Source organism: Halochromatium sp. NSM3, assembly GCF_059621085.1.
In genome coordinates this window covers 1-19720 of the sequence record NZ_JCAQIA010000051.1, presented here as the reverse complement: position 1 = coordinate 19720, position 19720 = coordinate 1, and the positions used below count along the sequence as shown (strand labels likewise).

At 63.8% G+C, this 19720-nt stretch carries 10 protein-coding genes; 5 read left to right on the top strand and 5 right to left on the bottom strand.

Translation table 11 applies throughout. The features are described 5' to 3' along the window. Positions 1–230 precede the first annotated feature (230 nt). Together AC54T3_RS15945 and AC54T3_RS15940 are read right to left on the bottom strand one after the other, a co-directional pair. A complete protein-coding gene (locus AC54T3_RS15945) occupies positions 231–779 on the bottom strand; it encodes a Uma2 family endonuclease (RefSeq protein ID WP_496626301.1) in 549 nt (182 codons plus the stop codon). A gap of 123 nt (positions 780–902) precedes the next feature. Continuing rightward, positions 903–4514 carry a transglutaminase family protein gene (locus AC54T3_RS15940; protein WP_496626300.1) on the bottom strand — a complete coding sequence of 1204 codons (3612 nt, stop codon included), beginning with the start codon at positions 4512–4514 and terminating at the stop codon, positions 903–905. 282 nt (positions 4515–4796) lie between these two features. Here AC54T3_RS15940 and AC54T3_RS15935 point away from each other — a divergent pair, with 282 nt between their 5' ends. Together AC54T3_RS15935 and AC54T3_RS15930 are read left to right on the top strand one after the other, a co-directional pair. After that, positions 4797–9881 carry a PAS domain S-box protein gene (locus tag AC54T3_RS15935; protein ID WP_496626299.1) on the top strand — a complete coding sequence of 1695 codons (5085 nt, stop codon included), beginning with the start codon at positions 4797–4799 and terminating at the stop codon, positions 9879–9881. Between the two features lies 1 nt (position 9882). Beyond that, positions 9883–10812: a diguanylate cyclase domain-containing protein gene (locus AC54T3_RS15930; RefSeq protein ID WP_496626298.1), complete on the top strand. Its 930-nt coding sequence runs from the start codon at positions 9883–9885 to the stop codon at positions 10810–10812. Between the two features lie 15 nt (positions 10813–10827). Here AC54T3_RS15930 and AC54T3_RS15925 read toward each other — a convergent pair whose 3' ends face one another. Beyond that, on the bottom strand, positions 10828–12756 hold the full coding sequence (locus AC54T3_RS15925; RefSeq protein WP_496626297.1) for a methyl-accepting chemotaxis protein: 1929 nt from the start codon (positions 12754–12756) through the stop codon (positions 10828–10830). 424 nt (positions 12757–13180) lie between these two features. Here AC54T3_RS15925 and AC54T3_RS15920 point away from each other — a divergent pair, with 424 nt between their 5' ends. Further along, a complete protein-coding gene (locus AC54T3_RS15920; RefSeq protein ID WP_496626296.1) occupies positions 13181–13645 on the top strand; it encodes a c-type cytochrome in 465 nt (154 codons plus the stop codon). Between the two features lie 94 nt (positions 13646–13739). Here AC54T3_RS15920 and AC54T3_RS15915 read toward each other — a convergent pair whose 3' ends face one another. Beyond that, complete coding sequence (locus AC54T3_RS15915) at positions 13740–14435, bottom strand: cytochrome b/b6 domain-containing protein (protein ID WP_496626295.1); 696 nt, start codon at positions 14433–14435, stop codon at positions 13740–13742. A gap of 283 nt (positions 14436–14718) precedes the next feature. Here AC54T3_RS15915 and glgB point away from each other — a divergent pair, with 283 nt between their 5' ends. Next, complete coding sequence (gene glgB, locus AC54T3_RS15910) at positions 14719–17013, top strand: 1,4-alpha-glucan branching protein GlgB (RefSeq protein WP_496626294.1); 2295 nt, start codon at positions 14719–14721, stop codon at positions 17011–17013. Positions 17014–17323: 310 nt separating this feature from the next. After that, positions 17324–19159, top strand: a complete 1836-nt coding sequence (locus tag AC54T3_RS15905) for a glycogen synthase (protein ID WP_496626293.1) — start codon at positions 17324–17326, stop codon at positions 19157–19159. Positions 19160–19294: 135 nt separating this feature from the next. Here the strand turns inward: AC54T3_RS15905 and AC54T3_RS15900 are convergent, their stop codons facing one another. Then, complete coding sequence (locus AC54T3_RS15900; RefSeq protein ID WP_496626292.1) at positions 19295–19501, bottom strand: DMT family transporter; 207 nt, start codon at positions 19499–19501, stop codon at positions 19295–19297. Positions 19502–19720: the final 219 nt, after the last annotated feature.

Sequence of the window (19720 nt, the reverse complement as noted above, 5' to 3'; positions counted from 1 at the left end):
CAGCTGATCGACGAACTCGGCGGTGCCCGGGCCGAGCGCCTGCCCGGGTATCGGAACGGTGGCGATGGCGCGCTGTTCGAGCAGCCCGTGCAGTCTTGACCCACCTGCCCGCCGAGCAGGCCGATGCCGCCACCGTGGCCGCGCTCTATCGCGGGCGCTGGACCCGCCAATCGTGAGCAACACTGTTCGGCTCATATGCATGGAACGTTTTTCCATGGCTCGAGGAACGGTTATTCGACACCGAGCATATAGGCCAGATCCAGCTCGATCGCCTCGAACGGCGGAATGCGGGCGCTGATCTCGTCCTTGAGCGTGGCGATGACCTTATAGTGGCCGTCTTCGAGGGCATGCGCGATCAGGGTGCGATCCTCGGGCCAGATCAGCCAGTAGTAAGGCACCTTGTGGCGCTGCAGCAGCAGCGGCAAGTGCAGCGTGTCCTTGCGCTCATGGCCGGGAGAGACGATCTCGCACACCCAATCCGGCGCGAGATCCATGACCCCGCTCGGCATCCCCGGCAGCCGTTCTTTGCGCCATCCTGCCAGATCGTGAGAGGGGCATTCGTGCGCTTCGTAGGCAACGCTGACCTCGGTGGCGATCCACCAGCCGCCGGGGCCGGAGCTGCGGGTGAGCGCATTGAGTTCAGCGCGGGCATTGCCCTGCACCATCGCATGCTGAAACCTCGCCATCGGTCGGCGAACGATCTCGCCACCGATCAGCTCGACGCGCTCATCGTTGGATAACAACAAATCATCGATCGTCTTGAGCTTACGGGCTTCCATCGGTCATGCCTCCAAGGCTAAGGGTTTGACCATCATCGACCGATTGTCTCAATGCCTCGCCTGTTCTACCAGAGCCGCGCACCGGCTTGCGACAGCGCGCATGCTCGGCGATGAGGCGAAAGATCAGCTCACCCTCGCGTCCGACATCCAGCGCAGGTCGAGCGTGAACGGATACTCGCCCGCCGGCTCCTCGGGCGGCGGATCGATATCGCCCGGCGTATGCCCCATGTGCCGAAAGCGCGCAATCCGTCGACTCTCGGCCTCGTAGCTGTTGACCGGGAAGCGCTCCTCGGCGCGACCACCGGGATGCGAGACGTAGTAGCTGCAACCACCCAGGCTGGCCCGATTCCAGAGGTCGACCACATCAAAGATCAGCGGTCCCTGCGCCGGGATCCTCGGATGCAAGCCCGACGGCGGGCTCCATGCCTTGAAGCGCACGCCGGCGACGTACTCGCCCTTGCGGCCAGTCGGGCGCAGCGGCAGCCGACGGCCGTTGCAGCTCACCACATGGCGTGTGTCAGTCAGCCCGTTGACCTTGATCTGCATCCGTTCCACCGCCGAGTCGACGAAGCGCGCGGTGCCCTGCGCGGTGACCTCTTCGCCCAGCACGTGCCAAGGCTCGATCGCGCCGCGCAACTCGAGCCGGATGCCATTGGCGGTGACCAGATCGCCATAGTGCGGAAAGCGGAACTCGAAGAAGGGATCGAACCAGGCCGACTCAAAGGCATAGCCAGCGCGCTGCAGATCGCAGATCACATCCTCGAAATCTTGGCGGACGAAATGCGGCAGCAGGAAGCGATCATGCAGCTCGGTGCCCCAGCGGATCGGCGCACGGGTGTAGGGCTGCTTCCAGAAGCGCACGACCAGCGCCCGCAGCAGCAGCATCTGCGCCAGACTCATGCGCGCATGCGGCGGCATCTCGAAGGCGCGAAACTCGACCAACCCCTGCCGACCGCTCGCCGAATCCGGCGAGTAGAGCTTGTCGATGCAGAACTCAGTGCGATGGGTGTTGCCGGTGACATCGACCAACAGATTGCGCAGCACCCGATCGACGATCCAAGGCTGGGTCACCTGGCCGGCCGGCATCTGCTGGAAGGCGATCGCCAGCTCGTAGAGGCTATCGTCGCGGGCCTCGTCGACCCGCGGCGCCTGGCTGGTCGGGCCAATGAAGGTGCCCGAGAACAGATACGACAGGCTCGGATGATGCTGCCAATAGGTGATCAGGCTCTGGATCAGATCCGGCTTGCGCAGCAGCGGACTGTCGGCCGGCGTCGGGCCGCCAAGGGTCACATGGTTGCCGCCGCCGGTGCCGGTGTGGCGGCCATCGAGCATGAACTTCTCAGTGGCGAGCCGGGTCTGGCGTGCCTCTTCGTAGAGGATCTGGGTGTCGCGCACCAAGTCATCCCAGGAACTGGCCGGATGCACGTTGACCTCGATCACGCCTGGGTCTGGCGTCACCGCCAGCTTCTGCAGGCGCGCATCGCGCGGCGGCTCGTAGCCTTCGATGATGATGCGCTGGTCGGTCTCGGCGGCGGTCGACTCGAGCGCGGCAACCAACTCCAGCCAATGCTCGAGATGGGTCAGCGGCGGCATGAAGCAGTACAGCCGACCCTCGCGCGCTTCGATGCAGAGCGCGGTGCGCACCAGTTTGGCTGGATAGTCATCCGGCAGCGAGGCCTGCTCGGCGAGCGGCTGGCGATGATCCTCAGGCAACGCCTCACGGCCATGGCGACGGGCGATCTCGTCGGGATGCAGCCCTTGCTCATTGATCGGCTGGCGCGGCTGATTCGGCTCCACCAGTCGGCTATAGCGCTGCGCGATCTCATCGTAGGCACCCGTTGGCCCACCCGTTGGCCCACCTGTCGTTACACCCGGCGGCTGGCCCAAGCGGCGCGGCGCGGCGAGCGGCGCCACCGGCTCGAAGGGATCGCGCGGCGGATGCGTGTCCAGTTCGGCATCCGGCACATAGGGCAGCGCGTCTAGCGGCAGCCGATAGCCCATCGGTGAATCACCGGGGATCAGGAACAGGTTGCCCTCGCGCAGCGTCCAGCGCACGCTGACCCAACCACTGTGGCGACGAGGCCCGCGTTTGCGTTCGCTCTGGTCTTCGCTCTGGCCTTCGCCCTCGCTCTCGCCCCCAGGCTGGCTCCCAGTTTCGTCCGCGCTCTGGCTGTCATTTCGGCTATCACTCCCGGCAATCTCCCGGCCCTGCCCGTCGAGGGTCAGCCCAGCCCAACGCAGCGGCAGCGCATAACCGGCGATGCGATCCAAGCCTTGGCTAAAGAGCCGCGCCAGCCGCGCGCGCTCGATCGGATCCTTCAGCTTGCTGTCGAGCGGATTGACGTTAGCCGGCAGCCGCGACTCTTTCCAAAGGTAGTAGAAGACATCCTCATGCGCGGGCTGCGCATGCTCCGGATCGACACCGAGCTTGGTCGCCAGGGTACGGATGAAACGCGCCGCTTCCTCTGGCCCCTGACCCTGATCATGGCGTTCATCGCCCATCAGCGCCTCATCTTGCCACACCGGCGCGCCATCCTTGCGCCAGTAGCAAGACAGCGCCCAACGCGGCAGCTGCTCGCCCGGATACCACTTGCCCTGCCCCAGATGCAGCATCCCGCCCGGCGCAAACTGGCGCTTGAGCCTTAGCAGCAGCTCCTCGGCCAGCCCCTTCTTGGTCGGCCCGAGCGCGGCGATATTCCACTCGGCGCCCTCCATATCGTCGATCGAGACGAAGGTCGGCTCGCCACCCATGGTCAGGCGCACATCCTGCGCCTGCAGCTCGGCGTCAACGGCGTGACCGAGCGATTCAATCGCCGCCCATTGCTCTTCGGTATAAGGCTTAGTGACGCGCGGATCCTCATGGATGCGCTTGACCCGGTTGTGGAAGTAGAACTCGACCTCGCACTCGCCTGTCGCGCCGGTAATGGGGGCGGCCGAGACCGGGTCCGGCGTGCAGGCGAGCGGGATATGGCCCTCGCCCGCGAACAGACCGGAGGTGGGATCGAGCCCGATCCAGCCCGCCCCGGGGATATAGACCTCGGCCCAGGCGTGCAGATCGGTAAAGTCCTCCTCCGGCCCGCTGGGGCCATCGAGCGCCTTCACATCGGCGGTCAACTGCACCAGGTAGCCGGAGACAAAGCGCGCCGCCAACCCGAGTCGGCGCAGAGTCTGCACCAACAGCCAAGCGGTATCGCGACAGGAGCCACGGGCCAGCGTCAGGGTCTCCTCGCAGCTCTGGATGCCAGTCTCCATGCGCACCACATAGCCGATCATCGCTTGCAGGCGCTGGTTCAGATCGACCAGAAAATAGACCGTCTCACGGCGCCTGCGATCGATACTCTTGACCCAGGCATCGAACGTCGCGCCGCGATCCTTGATCTCCAGATAGGGCGCCAGCTCCTTGGTCAGCTGCGCGTCATACGCGAACGGATAATGGTAGGCGTGCTCATCGACGAAGAAGTCGAACGGATTGACCGTGATCATCTCCGCGACCACGTCGACCTCGACGCTCAGTGTTTTGGCCTTCTCTGGAAACACCAAACGAGCCAGATAGTTGCCGAACGGGTCCTGCTGCCAGTTGAGAAAATGCTCGCTCGGTTCGACACGTAACGAGTAGGAGCGGATCGGCGTGCGGCAATGTGCCGCCGGGCGCAGCCGGACCGTATGCGGGGCGAGCGCCACCGATCGATCGAAGCGGTATTCGGTCTTGTGATTGAGCGCGACTAGGATGGCCATGGACGGCAAGGTTCCTAAGGCAGGGATCGGGCAGGATGAGCGCTGTACTTTACCGTGAAATGATGACTTCGGCGCCATCGAGTCACAGGCAATCCGGGTGGAGCATCTTTTTCCGCAAATGGCTCGGCACCGACATCGCGGCCAGCGATGCGTCCTGTCTGCGTGTCTATACGGATGGTTCCTCGACCGACGATTGTGCTGGCCACCGCAGGGTCGCGCTCAGTAGAGTGCGGCTGCGCGCCGGTTCCACGCGCCCAAGGACCAAGCACAATAGAGATGCCGATGATTTTCCCGACATTGCGCAGCATCGCCACGGCTGATGTCATCACCCTACCCGCCACGGCCACGCTCGCCGAGGCGGTCCAGACCATGAACCGCCACAACATCCGCGATGTCGTGGTGAGTACCGAGTCAGGCTACCGCCTGGTGCTCTCGAGCATGTTGCTGTCGTTCCAGGTCCAAGGCCTGCCGTTGTCGACGTCGCTCTCGGAACTGGACCTGCCGGAGGCGGCGCTGCTCGATCCAGAGGCCTCGACCTTGGACGGACTCAAGGCGATCCGCAACCACTCCGAGCACATCTGTCTGGTCGACCAGAGCGGCGAGCTGCAAGGCATCGTTAGCTACACCGATCTCGCCGGCAGTCTCGACCCGCAAGTGCTGGCCGAGATGCAAAGCCTCGGCGAGCTGCTGCACGGCATCCAGCCGCTGGTGGTGCCCGAGACCCTGCCGCTGCAAGACGTCGTGCAGCGCATGGATCAGGGGCGTGTCAGCGCCAGCCTCGTCATGCGCGAGGCGCGCCCGGTCGGCATCCTCACCCAGCGCGATCTGCTCAGGCTGCTCGGTGCCGAGCCGGATTGGCAGGCACCGGTGCGCGAACTCATGACCGCACCGCTGCGCACCCTCGACGAGGAGACGACCATCGCCGAGGCGCTGACCTTCTGCCGCCACCACCGCATCAAGCGAGTCGTGGTGGTGGACCGCGATGGCCAGCTCCTGGGCCTGGTCAGCCAACGCGATCTGGTCAGCCTCTATTACAACCGCTGGTTCGCCGTGCTCAAGGACCATCAACAGCAGCGTGATGCGCTGAACCGCGAGCTGCAAGAGCAGGAAAAGAAATTCCGCGTCCTGTTCGAGTATTCACCCGACGCCATGGTCGTCATCGATCCGGCCAACGGCGCCACGCTCGAATTCAACCACCGCGCGCATGACCAGCTCGGCTACAGCGCCGAGGAATTCGCGCGCTTAAGCATCGGCGACTACGAAGCCAAGGAAACGCCCGAAGAGACCGTCGCCCACGTCCACAAGATCATCAGCCAGGGTCATGATACCTTCGAGACCCTGCATCGCCACAAAGATGGCCATCTGTTACACATCCAAGTCTCGGCGACCTATGTCGAGCTGAGTCAACGTCCACGGATCATGGCGATCTTGCGCGACATCAGCCAGCAAAAACAGGCCGAGCAGCAGCTCATCGAGAGCCGCGAGCGCCTGCAACTGGCCGCCGATGCCGCCGAATTCGCGATCTGGGACTATGACCTCGAGCACGACCGGCTGTTCTGGGATGCGCGCATGTTCGACCTCTACGGCGTCGATCCGGCGCAGTTCCAAGGCTGCTTCCAAGACTGGGTCGATACGCTACGACCGGACTCTCTGCAACAAGCCGAAGCGGCGTTTCGGGCGCTGGTCGAGCACGACCAACACTTCGATATCGAGATCCAGATCAAGCGCGCGAACGATCGCGCGTCGAGGACACTCAGGGGGCTCGCGCGCGTGATCCGCAACGGGCAGGGGCGCGCGCTTCGGGTCGTCGGCATCAACGAGGATGTCACCGACCGCATCGCCGCCGAGTGCCGGCTCGCCGCCGAGGAGGCCAAGTTCCGAGGCCTGTTCGAGCGCTCGCCGGTCGGCATCGCGATGAACGATTTCGCCACCGGCGCCTTCCTCGAATTCAACGCCGCCGTCCACGAGCGCGCCGGCTATAGCGCAGAGGAATTCCGCCAACTCAACTATTGGGAGCTGACCCCCGAGCAATATCTGCCGCTCGAACAGCAGGCGCTCGACGCGCTGCGCAAGACCGGCTTCTATGGGCCGTTCGAGAAGGAATACATTCGCAAGGATGGCAGCCGCTACCCGGTGCTGCTCAAAGGCTTCAAGACCCAGACGCCGGAAGGGCGCGAGGTCATTTGGTCGATCATCCAGGATATCTCCGCGATCAAGGAGGCGCAGCGCGATCTGCGCGATCGCGAGCAGCGCCTGCAACAGCTCGCGGCCCAGAGCCGCACCGTCACCTGGGAGGTCGATGCCGAGGGCTGCTATACCTACCTTAGCGCAGTGGCCGAGCGCGTCTGGGGCTACGCGCCCGCCGAGCTTGTCGGCCACGCCCACTTTTACGATCTGCATCCGGCCAACGGCTGCGAGGCCTTCAAGGCCACCGTGTTCGAGGGCTTTGCGAAACACCAGTCGTTTGACGGGCTGGTCAGTCCCATTCTGCGCAAGGATGGCCACACCATTTGGGTCAGCACTCATGCCTCGCCGATCCTCGCCGAGAATGACACCTTGTTGGGCTATCGGGGCAGCGCTCTCGACATCACCGAGGCCAAGCAGGCCAAGCAGGCCCTGGAAGCGGAAAGGGAGCGCTTCCAAGGCATCTTCGAGAACACCGGCAGTGGTGTCGCGGTGTTCCGCCCGGTCGACGACGGCCAGGATTTCGTCTTCACCGACTACAACGCCGCCGCCGAGCGCATGGACCACCACCCACGCCAGGAGGTCATCGGCCGCCGGCTGACCGAGTGTTTCCCGGCGGTCGAGGAGATGGGACTGCTGGGGGCCTTACGGCAGGTCGCGCGCAGCGGCGAGCCGGTCGAGCTTCCACTCGCGCGCTATGAGGATGAACAACTGCAGGGCTGGCGCGAGAACAGCCTCTTCATGCTCTCCTCCGGCGAGGTTGTCGCGGTCTACAACGACCTCACCGAGATCAAGCAGGCGCAAGAGGCGGCCGAGCGCGCCAATCAGGCCAAGAGTCAATTCCTGGCCAACATGAGCCACGAGATCCGCACGCCGATGAACGCCGTCATCGGGCTCTCGGAGCTGTTGCTCACGACCCCGCTGAATGACAAACAGCGTGACTATCTCGGCAAGATTCGCGATTCCTCGCGCATGCTGCTCGGCATCATCAACGACATCCTCGATTACTCGAAGATCGAGGCCGGCAAGCTGGAACTGGAAGCGCGCCCGTTCCACCTCGACGATCTGCTCGAGCAGATGCAGACCCTGTTCGCCGCCGCCGCCGAGACCAAGGGCATCGAGCTGATCTTCCACAGCAACACCCATGGACTGCCCGCCGTGGTCGGCGACTCGCTGCGCCTCGGGCAGGTGTTGACCAACCTGCTCAGCAACGCCCTCAAGTTCACCGAGCAGGGGCAGGTCGAATTGGAGATCCGACTCCTCCCCCAGCCGGAACAACAGGCGCATCTGCGCGTCGAGATCCGTGATACCGGCATCGGCATGAGCGAGGCGCAACAGCAGCGGCTGTTCCAGCCCTTCTCACAAGCGGACACCTCGACGACCCGCAACTATGGCGGCACCGGCCTCGGCCTGGTCATCAGCCGCCGGCTGCTCGAGCAGATGGGCGGCGCGCTCAGGCTCGCATCGCGCCCCGGCCAGGGCAGTACCTTCGGCTTCGAACTCAGCCTGCCACTGTCATCGCAGGCCGCGCTCGCGCCACGGCCGGCCGAGGCGATCCCCAGCGGCGCCCGCGTGCTGGTGGTCGATGACCATGTCACCGCGCGCAAGGTGCTGCGCGAGATGCTCGAGCAGGAAGCCTTGACGGTCGTCGAGGCCGGCAGTGGCGAGGCCGCGATCGAGGCTGTCGTGGCCGCTGAACACCAGGGCCTGCCGTTCGATTTCATCCTCATCGACTGGAAGATGCCCGGCGAACTCGATGGCCTTGCCACCCTGGAGCGCCTGCACGCGCTGCGCGCGCAAGGCACGTTGACCGACGCCCAGATCCCGGCGCTGATCATCAGCGCCTACAGCCAGGAAGGACCCAGTCAGCATGCCGGGCTCTACAGCGCCTTCCTGAGCAAACCGATCACCCCGCGTGCGCTGCTCGACGCCATGGCCCGCGCCAGCGCCGAGCAGGCGCCGAGCCAACAAGCGACGAACGAACAGAACCCACCGCCACCCCACCTGGCCGGTCGCACCCTCCTGCTGGTCGAGGACAACAGCCTGAATCGCGAAGTCGCCACCGCGCTGTTGGAGAAGACCGGCGCGCGCATCATCGAAGCGCACAACGGCCGCGAGGCGGTGGAGCGGCTCGCCGAGCAACCGGTCGATCTGGTGCTCATGGATCTGCAGATGCCGGTCATGGACGGCTTCGAGGCCAGCCGACGCATCCGCGCCCAACATCCCGAGCTGCCGATCCTGGCCCTCTCGGCGGCGGTCATGGACGACGATCGCCAACGCGCCGAGGCTGCCGGCATGAACGACCATCTCGCCAAGCCGATCGACAAGCAGGCGCTGTTTCGCTTGCTGGAGACCTGGCTGCCGAGCGCAGACGTTGACCCGCCGGCGTCCCAGCCAAGCGCCCAAACCGGCGCCCAGCGCGCGCCCGAATCCGTGCCCGAATCCGCACGAGCATCTGCGCCTGACACGCCCACCCGGAGCACGCCACAGAGTACGCCACGGAGCACATCAGCGTCCACTGGCGTGCCCTTGCCTGCTACACTTGAAGGGTTTGATTTGCAACGCGGGCTCGATCGCCTCGACCAGGATGCCGCGCTCTATCTGAACCTGCTGCATCGTTTCCGGCACCAGCTCGAGGACGAATTCGCCCCCCTCGGCGAGCCACTCGAGCAACCACCCAGGACCACCGAGACCAAGCGCCTGATTCATACCCTGAAAGGGCTGGCCAACACGCTCGGCGCCGAACGCCTGGCGGCGATCGCCACCGAGATCGACCGCGCCTGCCGCAGCGATGCGCCGATCCCAACAGCCGCGAGCGAGGAACTGGCCCAGGCCCTGAGCCAAGCGTGCGCGCGTCTGGCCTCGCTGCCCCACCGCAGCACCAGCCGCCGCCCGAGCAGCTCCGCCAACGGCCCTACCCGCAGCTCCACCAGAGATCAGGCCCGCCAAGAAGACCCGAGCGCGAGCATGGAGACCATCGAGCAGATCCTGCAAGCCCTGTCCGCCGGCGAGTTGATCGACGAGGCCTTGATGGACGAGGTCACCGCAGTCATCCGCGAGTACGTCGACGATGCCCTAGCCCTGGAGCTGCAAACCCACATCGAGACCTTCGACCATGACCGCGCGACCGACCTGCTCAAACAGGTCGCCGCGCGCATTGCCGACCCACACCAGGAGGCATGAGGTGAGAGAACAGCCCGCCACGCTTTTGATCGTCGATGATCAGCCCGCCAACATCCACGCCCTGGCCAAGCTGCTCAAGGACGATTATCGGATCATCACCGCCACTAATGCCGTCAAGGCGTTGGAGCTGGCGCGGCGCGAGCCGGGGCCGGACCTGATCCTGCTCGATATCCTGATGCCGGATCAGGATGGCTACGCCCTCTGCCGCGAACTCAAGGCCGATGAGGCGACCCACGCGATTCCAGTCATCTTCGTCACCGCCTTGGATCAAGCCCAGGACGAGGCCAAGGGGCTGCAGCTCGGCGCCGCTGATTACATCTCCAAGCCGTTCAATCCGGCCATCGTCCGCGCCCGGGTCCACAATCAGGTCAGCCTCAAGCTCAAGACCGATCTGCTCGAGAAAATCGCGCTCCAGGATGGCCTCACCGAGATCCCGAACCGGCGCTATTTTGACCGCAAGCTCACGCAGGAATGGAACCGCCAGTCGCGCCACCAGCAACCGCTCTCGCTGCTGATGATCGACATCGACCATTTCAAACCCTATAACGATCACTATGGTCATGGCGCCGGCGATGATTGCCTGCGTCGGGTCGCGCAAGCCTTGCAACAGGTGCCGACCCGCTCGGCCGATCTGGTCGCCCGCTATGGCGGCGAGGAATTCGTCGCCTTGCTGCCCGACACCGATGCCGATGGCGCCCGGGAGATCGCCGAGGAGATGCGCGCGGCGATCCATACCCTGGCGCTTCCACACGCCTATTCGCCGGTACGCGATCACATCACCATCAGCCTGGGCGGCAGCACCCATCAGCCGCAACGGCAGCGACCGGCAACAGACGCCGAAGCCCTGAAACACACCGCCGACCAGGCGCTCTACCAAGCCAAGGAACAGGGGCGCGACCAGATCGTCTGGCGCGATCTCGACGCCGACTGATCATCAAGTTCCTGCTCACCCGCCCTGGATCAGACCGTTTAGGCGCTCCACGATCTGCCGCAGGCGATTGGCCTGAACCCCGAGTTCCTCCGACGCGGCCGCCGCCTGCTCGGCATTGGCGGCTGTTTGTTGGGTCACATCGTTGACTTGCCTCAACGCGGTCGTGACTTGCTCAATGCCTTCTTTTTGCTCCCTGGCGCCGGCATCCATCGCGTTCATGGCCCCATGCACGCGACCGACACTGGCGTCGATATCGGCGAGCGCCGAATCGACGCTTCCAGCCTTGTCCTTGACCTCATTCAGGAGCGAGACCACGGTGGCATTCATCGTCACGCCCTTCTCGCTCGCCTGCACGGAGCGCGCAATCAGCGACGCCGTCTCCTTTGCCGCCTCGGTCGCCCTGACCGCGAGGTTGCGCACCTCTTCGGCAACGACCGCAAAACCAGCGCCGGCTTGCCCCGCACGCGCCGCCTCAACCGAGGCATTGAGCGCTAAAAGATTGGTCTGAAAGGCGATATTATCAATCGTGTCAATCACTTGGGAAATAGACGCGGTCGAGGACTGCATCTCGGCAATGGCACTATTCAGCTCGGTGATCGACTCACCAATCTGCTGGACCACGCCGCTGAGGTGCTGCATGGAAGACACGCCATTCTTGGCGGCGCCCTCTGCTTCTTGCGAATACTCACGGGTCTGACGCGAGAGTTCGGCATTTTGCGTCAACAGCTCGCTCATGCTCTGCATGCTGGCTGTCGACTGTTCAAGCGCGGCCGCCTGCTCATTGGCACCCTGGGCAAGGGACTGACTGGAGGCCGACACCTGCTCCGAGGCCTTCTCGGTCTCCGAGCTACCGGCTTGTAGATCCTGGCTCATGCGCGTCAGTGGACCCGCGAGGCTGCGCGTGAGCAGGAAGAAGACCGCACTCGCCACCAGGGCCATCACGGCGGTGAGCAGAAAGACCCAGTTGGTGACACTTTTGATCGAATGCTCGACCTCATGCGCGGCCGCGTAAAACTCACTGTCGTATGCGCTCGTGGCGATCAACCAATCCCAATCTGGAAAATAGGTGTAGATAGCCATCTTGGTGCGGGGCGCAGTCTCGCCAGGATTTTGCCACGCATACTCGATCAACGCGGTCTCGCCTGGTTCCAGCCGATGGCTCCGCTCGATCATGTCTCGGATGAACGGATGGCCGTCTGCGTCCTGACTGTCGAGGACGTTTTCCTGATCTCGCTCGCGGTTGGCCGAGAGCACATAGCGTCCAGCGTCTTCGTGTTTCGTATTCAGAATGAAGATGTATCCGGTCTCGCCAATCCGCCTGCTCGCCAGTTGGTCCAGCAAAGGCTGAGTCGCCGTTGACTCCGGCGTGCCGACATACAGGATACCTTCAACCTGGCCCGAGACTCCAATCAGCGGTTGATAGGCGGTGACATACCAGCGATCGACGACAAAGGCGCGACCAATATAGGTCCTGCCGGCCAGCACCTCGGACAACACCGGATTCGGCTCACCGTTTGGATTGATTGCCGGGATAAAGGTGCCGACTGCCCGTTTGCCGTCCTTGCTCACATTGGTTGCGACACGCAGCATATCGCCGGCGGGATTCATGCGCTGAAAGAGCGTCGCGGTATCCTCCGTCAGTTCTCCAATCGCGTCGACCAGGGGCACCTCGCGCTCGAATGATTCTTGGCGTTCCAGCTCGATTGAGTCTCCAACCACTGCCACTGGAATCTGAACCGTTCGGCGCGTGCCAGTGTACTGATTGACCGCATCCCATGCGACCGTTTCCTGTTGCGAGAAATGGATCCCGCCTAGCTGATCCAGTTTGTCCGAGGCAAAACTCAGTAGCTTTTTGACGGCCTCCTGGAGCAATGCTTGCGTGATCTCCACGGTGTCGATAATGCCCGCGATCTCCTTTTCCATCTGCTCATGGCCTTGCTCCACGATCGCCTCTCTTGCGAGGCCGGAGATCACCCCCGCCTGAACAGACAAAAAAGCAGCAACGATCGCGAGCGGGCCAACAGCCACGCCAAGCCCGGCCGTTAATAATTTCGCCTTGAGGCTTAGAGATTGCATCGTGTACCAGTCGATTCGAGGTTATGGGTGATAAGCACACATCCTGTAGGCACATCCGCTTGAGTGTAGGCGAAGACTGGAAGACGTCAACGCGCGACGACGCGCTCTGATCTGCCCAGCGCGTCCGCCCAGCGCGTGACGCGCTTCCGCGCCGAGAGCAGCGTCCGGCTGTCGATTCGGCGATCATCGCGTGCGGGCGTCGGCTCAGGTCGCCCCGCACGTCAGGTGTTGCCCAAACGCGCTGGGGCTTGGGTATGATGCGCCTACCAAATCCCACAATAGAGACATGAAGATGCACACACTGATTCGTCATACCCTGCTCGGTGGCCTCGCCATTGGTCTGATCGGCAGCGCCGTTGCCGCCGACCTGAAGCCGGAAGAGCAGATCCAGACCCGCCAGGCCGGCTATCGGTTCATGTCCTGGAACATGGGCAAGATCAAGGCGAACCTGGAAGGCGATTACAATCAACAACAGGTTCAGGCCGCCGCCGACGCCATCGCCGGCATCGCCAACTCTGGCATGGGCGCGCTCTTTGGTCCAGGCACCGACCAAGACATCGGTGATGTGAAGACCCGCGTCAAACCGGAGTTGTTCACCGACCAGGAAGAGGTTGGCAAGGTCGCCGTGGCCTTCATCGAAGCGGCCAACCAGATGGCCGAAACCGCCGCGCTTGGCGACAAGGCCGAAGCCAAGACCGCCTTCGGCGAGCTTGGTGAGAGCTGCAAGGGCTGCCACGACAAGTTCCGCAAGGACTAATCCTCGCGCGGCTGGCTCCTTCAGGAGCCAAGGCGCGAGGCCATGATGGGTCTCGCGCCACAATGCCGCTCGCGTCTTTCTGACCAACGCGGCCTTACCAACTCGGCACGGTGCCAGGCGGAGGCGGCGGTGGGGGCGCCGGTAGCAGACCACCGGCGGCGATCCACACCACCAGCGCGCTGACCAACAGCGCCAGCAGCGAGGCCCACAGCGGCCCACCGCGCGCGGAGCCTGCGTGCGAGTCATTGGGCGGCGCTGGCTTCCAGCCCGTGATCATCGGTCGGATCAGATTGTTGCGCCGCACCAGCGTGTAGAACAGCACGGCCAGGATGTGCAAGCCCACGAACGCCAGGATCACCCACAGCCCCTGCCGATGCAGGCTGGTGAGTTGATTGCTCGTGGCTTTGGTCACGAGGTCGTAGAGCGGACCATTGAAAGCGATGTCATCGTTGCTGAACAGCCCGCTGATAGCCTGCAACAGGATCACCAGGAGCAGCGCGAACACCGACAGGGCGCCGAGCGGATTGTGCCCCTCGCCCTGCCAATGACCGCGTAGATAAGCCAGCATCTTGCCTGGCGTCGGGAAGAACTGTGCAAAACGCGCATAGGTCGAGCCGACCAGACCCCAGACCAGACGGAACGCCAACAGCCCCAAGATCACGAGCCCCATGCGCTCATGCCAGACCATCCAGTTGCCGCCCTGCAGGCCGGTCAGGAGCGCGGCGCTCACGGCCAGAAAGAGCGTCCAGTGGAAGACGCGTGTCGGTAGATCCCAAACCTTGATACGCATAAACAGGATGTCCGCAACGGCCCGATATTCCAACGCCAGCGGCGCACACCGCCGGCTCTCGGGCGCACATTATGCCCGACCAATGAGGCTCAAGAGCGCGCGAACGCGTAGAATCGAGCCATCGATGACAACCTGCCACGGGATCTGCGCACCCTCGCCCAGACCATGGGGCGTGCCAAGGAACTGCTGATGTACGTCCGCAAGCAGGGCCTGGACCCGGCCAAGGACATCCTTTAACGCGCCCGATATCGCGACCCATCTCCTTGACAACGAGGCATCCTGGATGAGCCACAATCAACTCCCCGCCACGCTGCAACAGTTGACCGAAGCCACTCACGCCGACCCCTTTGCCGTGCTCGGCCGCCATCGTGACGGCGAGAAGGTCTGTGTACGCGCCATCCTGCCGCAAGCCGAGACCGTCACCATCGCCGAACTCCAGCAGGAGATGAGCCGGGTCAGCGGCACCGACATCTTCGAGTGGCGCGGCGCCGCCGAGGCGCTACCCGAGCACTATCGGCTAATCTGGCGCGATCAGGATCACCGCGAGCACATTGCCCACGATCCCTACAGCTTCCCGCCGCAGTTGCCGGACTTCGACATGCACCTATTCGGCGAGGGCCGACATTGGCACGCCTACCGCCTGCTCGGCGCCCGCGTGCATGAGACCAACGGCATCGCCGGCGTGCTGTTCGCGGTCTGGGCGCCGAATGCGACGCGGGTGAGCGTGGTCGGTGAGTTCAACGCCTGGGACGGTCGCTGCCATCCGATGCGCGTGCACGGCAACGGCGTCTGGGAGCTGTTCATCCCCGATCTGCCGCCCGGTCTGCTCTACAAGTTCGAGATCCGCACGCGCGAGGGCGCCATCCTGCTCAAGGCCGACCCCTATGGTCGACGCTTCGAGGTACGCCCGAGCACGGCCAGCATCGTCGAGCCGCCGACCCAGTACCGCTGGCGCGACGAGTCCTGGCGCATGGCGCGCGCCGCGCATGATTGGCAGCGCAGCCCGATGACGATCTACGAGGTGCATCCGGGCTCCTGGCAGCGCGGCCCCGAGGGCGAGATGCTGAACTATCGCGACCTCGCCGAACGCTTGGTCGACTACGTCAAGGATCTCGGCTTCACCCATATCGAGCTGATGCCGATCACCGAGCATCCGTTCGACCTCTCCTGGGGCTACCAGACCACCGGCTACTACGCCCCCACCAGCCGCTTCGGCAGCCCGGACGATTTCCGCTACCTGGTCGACCATTGCCACGCCAATGGCATCGGCGTCATCCTCGATTGGGTGCCGGCGCACTTTCCGAAGGATGCGCACGGGCTCGGGCGTTTCGATGGCACCGCCCTGTTCGAGCATGCCGATCCGCGCCTCGGCGAGCATCTGGATTGGGAGACGCTGATCTTCAATTTCGGCCGCAACGAGGTGAAGAACTTCCTCATCTCCAGCGCGCTGTTCTGGCTCGAGGAATTCCATATCGACGGGCTGCGGGTCGATGCCGTCGCCTCCATGCTGTACCTGGACTACTCGCGCACCGATTGGGTACCGAATCAATACGGCGGGCGCGAGAACATCGAAGCCATCGCCTTCTTGCGTGAACTCAACGAGATCGTCCATGACCAGGTGCCCGGCACGCTGGTGATGGCCGAGGAATCCACCTCCTGGCCACAGGTCACGCGGCCCACCTATGTCGGCGGCCTCGGCTTCGACCTGAAATGGAACATGGGCTGGATGAACGACACGTTGGAATACTTCAAGGAAGACCCGATCCACCGCCAGTACCATCAGGACGCGCTGACCTTCAGCATGCTCTATGCGTTCACCGAGAACTTCCTGCTGCCGCTCTCGCACGACGAGGTCACGCACGGTAAACGCTCGCTGCTCTATCGGATGCCTGGAGACGAATGGCAGCGCTTCGCCAACCTGCGCCTGCTCTACACCTACATGTACACCCATCCGGGCAAGAAGCTGCTCTTCATGGGCAATGAGTTCGGACAGGGCGAGGAATGGGATAGCCAGCGCATCCTCGACTGGTATGTGCTCGAGTACCCCCTCCACCAGGGCATCCAACAGCTGGTGCGCCAAGCCAACCGGCTCTATCGGGACGAACCCGCGCTGCATGAGCGCGATTTCATTGGCGAAGGCTTCGAGTGGATCGACTGCCATGATGCGCACAACTCGGTGCTCGTCTACCAGCGCAAGGATGGGGACGCGGCGCAAGAGGCGGCCTCAGCATCCACGCATCAGCCGGAACATCAGGCCGCGCCCCGGCCCGCTCATCTGGTCATTGCGCTCAATTTCACGCCCGTACCGCGCCGCGAGTATCGGATCGGGGTACCGGTTGCCGGTGCCTATCAGGAAGTCTTCAACTCCGACGCAACCACCTTTGGTGGCAGCGGCGTCGACAATGGCAACGCCCCGCTGCGCGCCGAGCCGGTGCCCTGGATGAACCATGCGCAATCCTTGTTACTGACCCTACCGCCGCTGGCGGGCATTGTGCTCAAACCGGTGCCAACACCTGCCGCCGAGGACACTGCCGCACAAGACGCGGCAATCGACGCGACAGCCAAGGCGGCCGACTGAGCGGGCAGCACACACTGCGAGTACGCCAAGGACCGGGCTGGGCCAATGGGCCCGCCCAGCATTCGAATGACCCAGATCGCGCAGGTGAGTAGCGATGGCCAAAAAGCCAACCACCACAAAGAAAACCAAGGCAACCGCGAGCCGCAAGGGTGCAACCACGACGCCATCCGCGAAGGCTACTGAGGCGACCAACGAGCGCAAGTCCAAAGTCGACAGCGACTCCAGCCCGGATCAATCGCCTGCGTCCAAGTCGGCATCGCCCGCGCCCAAGTCGACATCGGCACGCGGCAAGGCAGCCGAATCCGCCCAGGTGAGTGCTCCTCCCGAAGCCAAGACGTCTGCATCGACCCCGGACTCAACGGCCCATCCCGAGCCGAAGCGGAAGCCTGGAGTCACCGCAACGACCACTGGGGCGACCGGCGCGGCGGAGGCCAAGGCGGGGCCGGCAGCCGAGCCCGAGATCCCGGCGGTGGAACCAAGCGCAACCCGCGCACTGGAGCCAGCCCCAACATCACCACCGGAATCGGAGCCACGACCCAGCGCTGAACAGCCGGCACCGGCACCAGTACCAGCTCCGACCGACCCCGAGCCGGCCGCCGATCCAACACCAGCGCCAGCCACGCCGGAACCAACACCAGAACCGCCTGCGGTTCATCATCCGTCACGCCCGAGCCTGTTCATTGTCCACATCACGCCGGAGATGGCGCCGGTCGCGAAGATCGGCGGCCTCGCCGATGTGGTCTTCGGCCTCAGCCGGGAGCTGGCGATCCGTGGCAATCATGTCGAGATCATCCTGCCGAAGTACGACAACCTGCGCTACGACCACATCTTCGAGCTGCATCCGGTCTACAACGACCTCTGGGTGCCCTGGTACGACGGCGCCATCCACTGCACCGTCTACTTCGGCTTCGTCCACGATCGCAAGTGCTTCTTCATCGAGCCGCACTCGCCGGATAACTTCTTCAATCGCGGCGGCATCTACGGCTTTCCCGACGACGTGCTGCGCTACGCCTTCTTCTCGCGCGCGGCCATCGAGTACCTCTGGCAGTCCGGCAAGCATCCCGACATCATCCACTGCCATGACTGGCAGACCGCGCTGGTGCCGGTGTTCATGTATGAGTTCTACCAGCGCCTCGGCATGACCCATCCGCGCGCCTGTCTGACCATCCACAACTTCAAGCATCAAGGCGTGACCGGCGTCGAGCTGCTGCGCGCCACCGGCCTGCACCAGCCCGAGCGCTTCCTTGACTGGCACCGGCTCGGCGACAACCAGCATAAGAACGCGTTGAACCTGCTCAAGGGCGGCGTCGTCTACGCCAACTTCGTCACCACCGTCTCGCCGCGCTACGCCTTCGAGACCAAGGATCAAGGCCAAGGCTTCGGCCTCGAGCCGACCCTGCACACCCACCACATGAAATACGGCGGCGTGGTCAATGGCATCGACTACGATGTCTGGAACCCCGAGATCGACCGCTACATCCCGGCGCATTACGGTCTCGACAATCTCGACGCCAAGTACGAGAACAAGCGCGCGCTGCGCCACCGGCTCATGCTCGCCGATAACGAGAAGCCGATCGTCGCCTTCATCGGCCGGCTCGACCCGCAAAAGGGCCTGGAACTGGTACGCCACGCCATCTTCTCGACCCTCGAGCGCGGCGCCCAGTTCGTGCTGCTCGGCTCCAGCCACGATCAGGGCATCAACAACGATTTCTGGGGCCTCAAGCACATGCTCAATGACAGCCCCGACTGTCATCTCGAGATCGGTTTCGACGAGGACCTTTCGCACCTCATCTACGCCGGCGCCGACATCATGCTGGTGCCGAGCCAGTTCGAGCCCTGCGGCCTGACGCAGCTCATCGCATTGCGCTACGGCACGGTGCCGGTGGTGCGCACCGTCGGCGGCCTCGCCGACACCGTGTTCGACAAGGACCACTCCGACCGCCCGCTGCACCAGCGCAACGGCTACCGCTTCGACAACTATGATGTGCCGGGGCTGGAATCGGCGCTGATCCGCGCCATCGACTGCTACTACCAATACCCCGAGCACTTCCGCGAGCTGATGAAGAACGCGATGCGTACCGATTACTCCTGGAACCATCCGGGACAGGATTATTTGAACATCTATGACTTCATCCGCGATCGCTGATGATGATCCAACGCGCCCTGCTCGCCGATCGCGATCCCGCGAGCCGTGATCGACTTGGTCAACATCTCCAAGCACCAAGGTTTGATCATAGCCCACGCTGGCGTCTGCTGCAGCCGCGCCGCTGGCTCGACATCATCAATGCGGCGAGGCCAGTTTCAGCCCGACGATACCGACCACGATTAGGCCAACGAAGAAGAACCGCGCCAGCGTGGCCGGCTCGCTGAAGACCAATAGCCCGATGACGAACGCCCCCACCGCACCGATACCGGTCCAGACCGCGTAGGCGGTGCCCATGGGAATGGTGCGCTGGGCGACCATCAGCAGCGTGCCGCTGCCGAGCATCGAGAACAGACTGAAGCTCAGCCAACCCCAGCCAACCCCAGTGCAGCCCGTTGTCAGAGAGTCCTAGCTTGAGGCCAAGGGGCCAGCCCCACTCAAAGAGTCCCGCGATGATGAGAGCGATCCAGGCCATGACGGCATCATAACTCAGCGGATGCAGCCCTTTTTATAGTTCCTAGCATTTTGATCTATAGTTGAGTCAATTAATCAGGCTCCTCTCGG

Coding starts and splice junctions, on each gene's coding strand:
- AC54T3_RS15945 (WP_496626301.1), bottom strand. CDS start 779: ATGGAAGCCCGTAAGCTCAAGACGATCGATGATTTGTTGTTATCCAAC.
- AC54T3_RS15940 (WP_496626300.1), bottom strand. CDS start 4,514: ATGGCCATCCTAGTCGCGCTCAATCACAAGACCGAATACCGCTTCGAT.
- AC54T3_RS15935 (WP_496626299.1), top strand. CDS start 4,797: ATGATTTTCCCGACATTGCGCAGCATCGCCACGGCTGATGTCATCACC.
- AC54T3_RS15920 (WP_496626296.1), top strand. CDS start 13,181: ATGCACACACTGATTCGTCATACCCTGCTCGGTGGCCTCGCCATTGGT.
- AC54T3_RS15915 (WP_496626295.1), bottom strand. CDS start 14,435: ATGCGTATCAAGGTTTGGGATCTACCGACACGCGTCTTCCACTGGACG.
- glgB (WP_496626294.1), top strand. CDS start 14,719: ATGAGCCACAATCAACTCCCCGCCACGCTGCAACAGTTGACCGAAGCC.
- AC54T3_RS15900 (WP_496626292.1), bottom strand. CDS start 19,501: ATGCTCGGCAGCGGCACGCTGCTGATGGTCGCCCAGCGCACCATTCCC.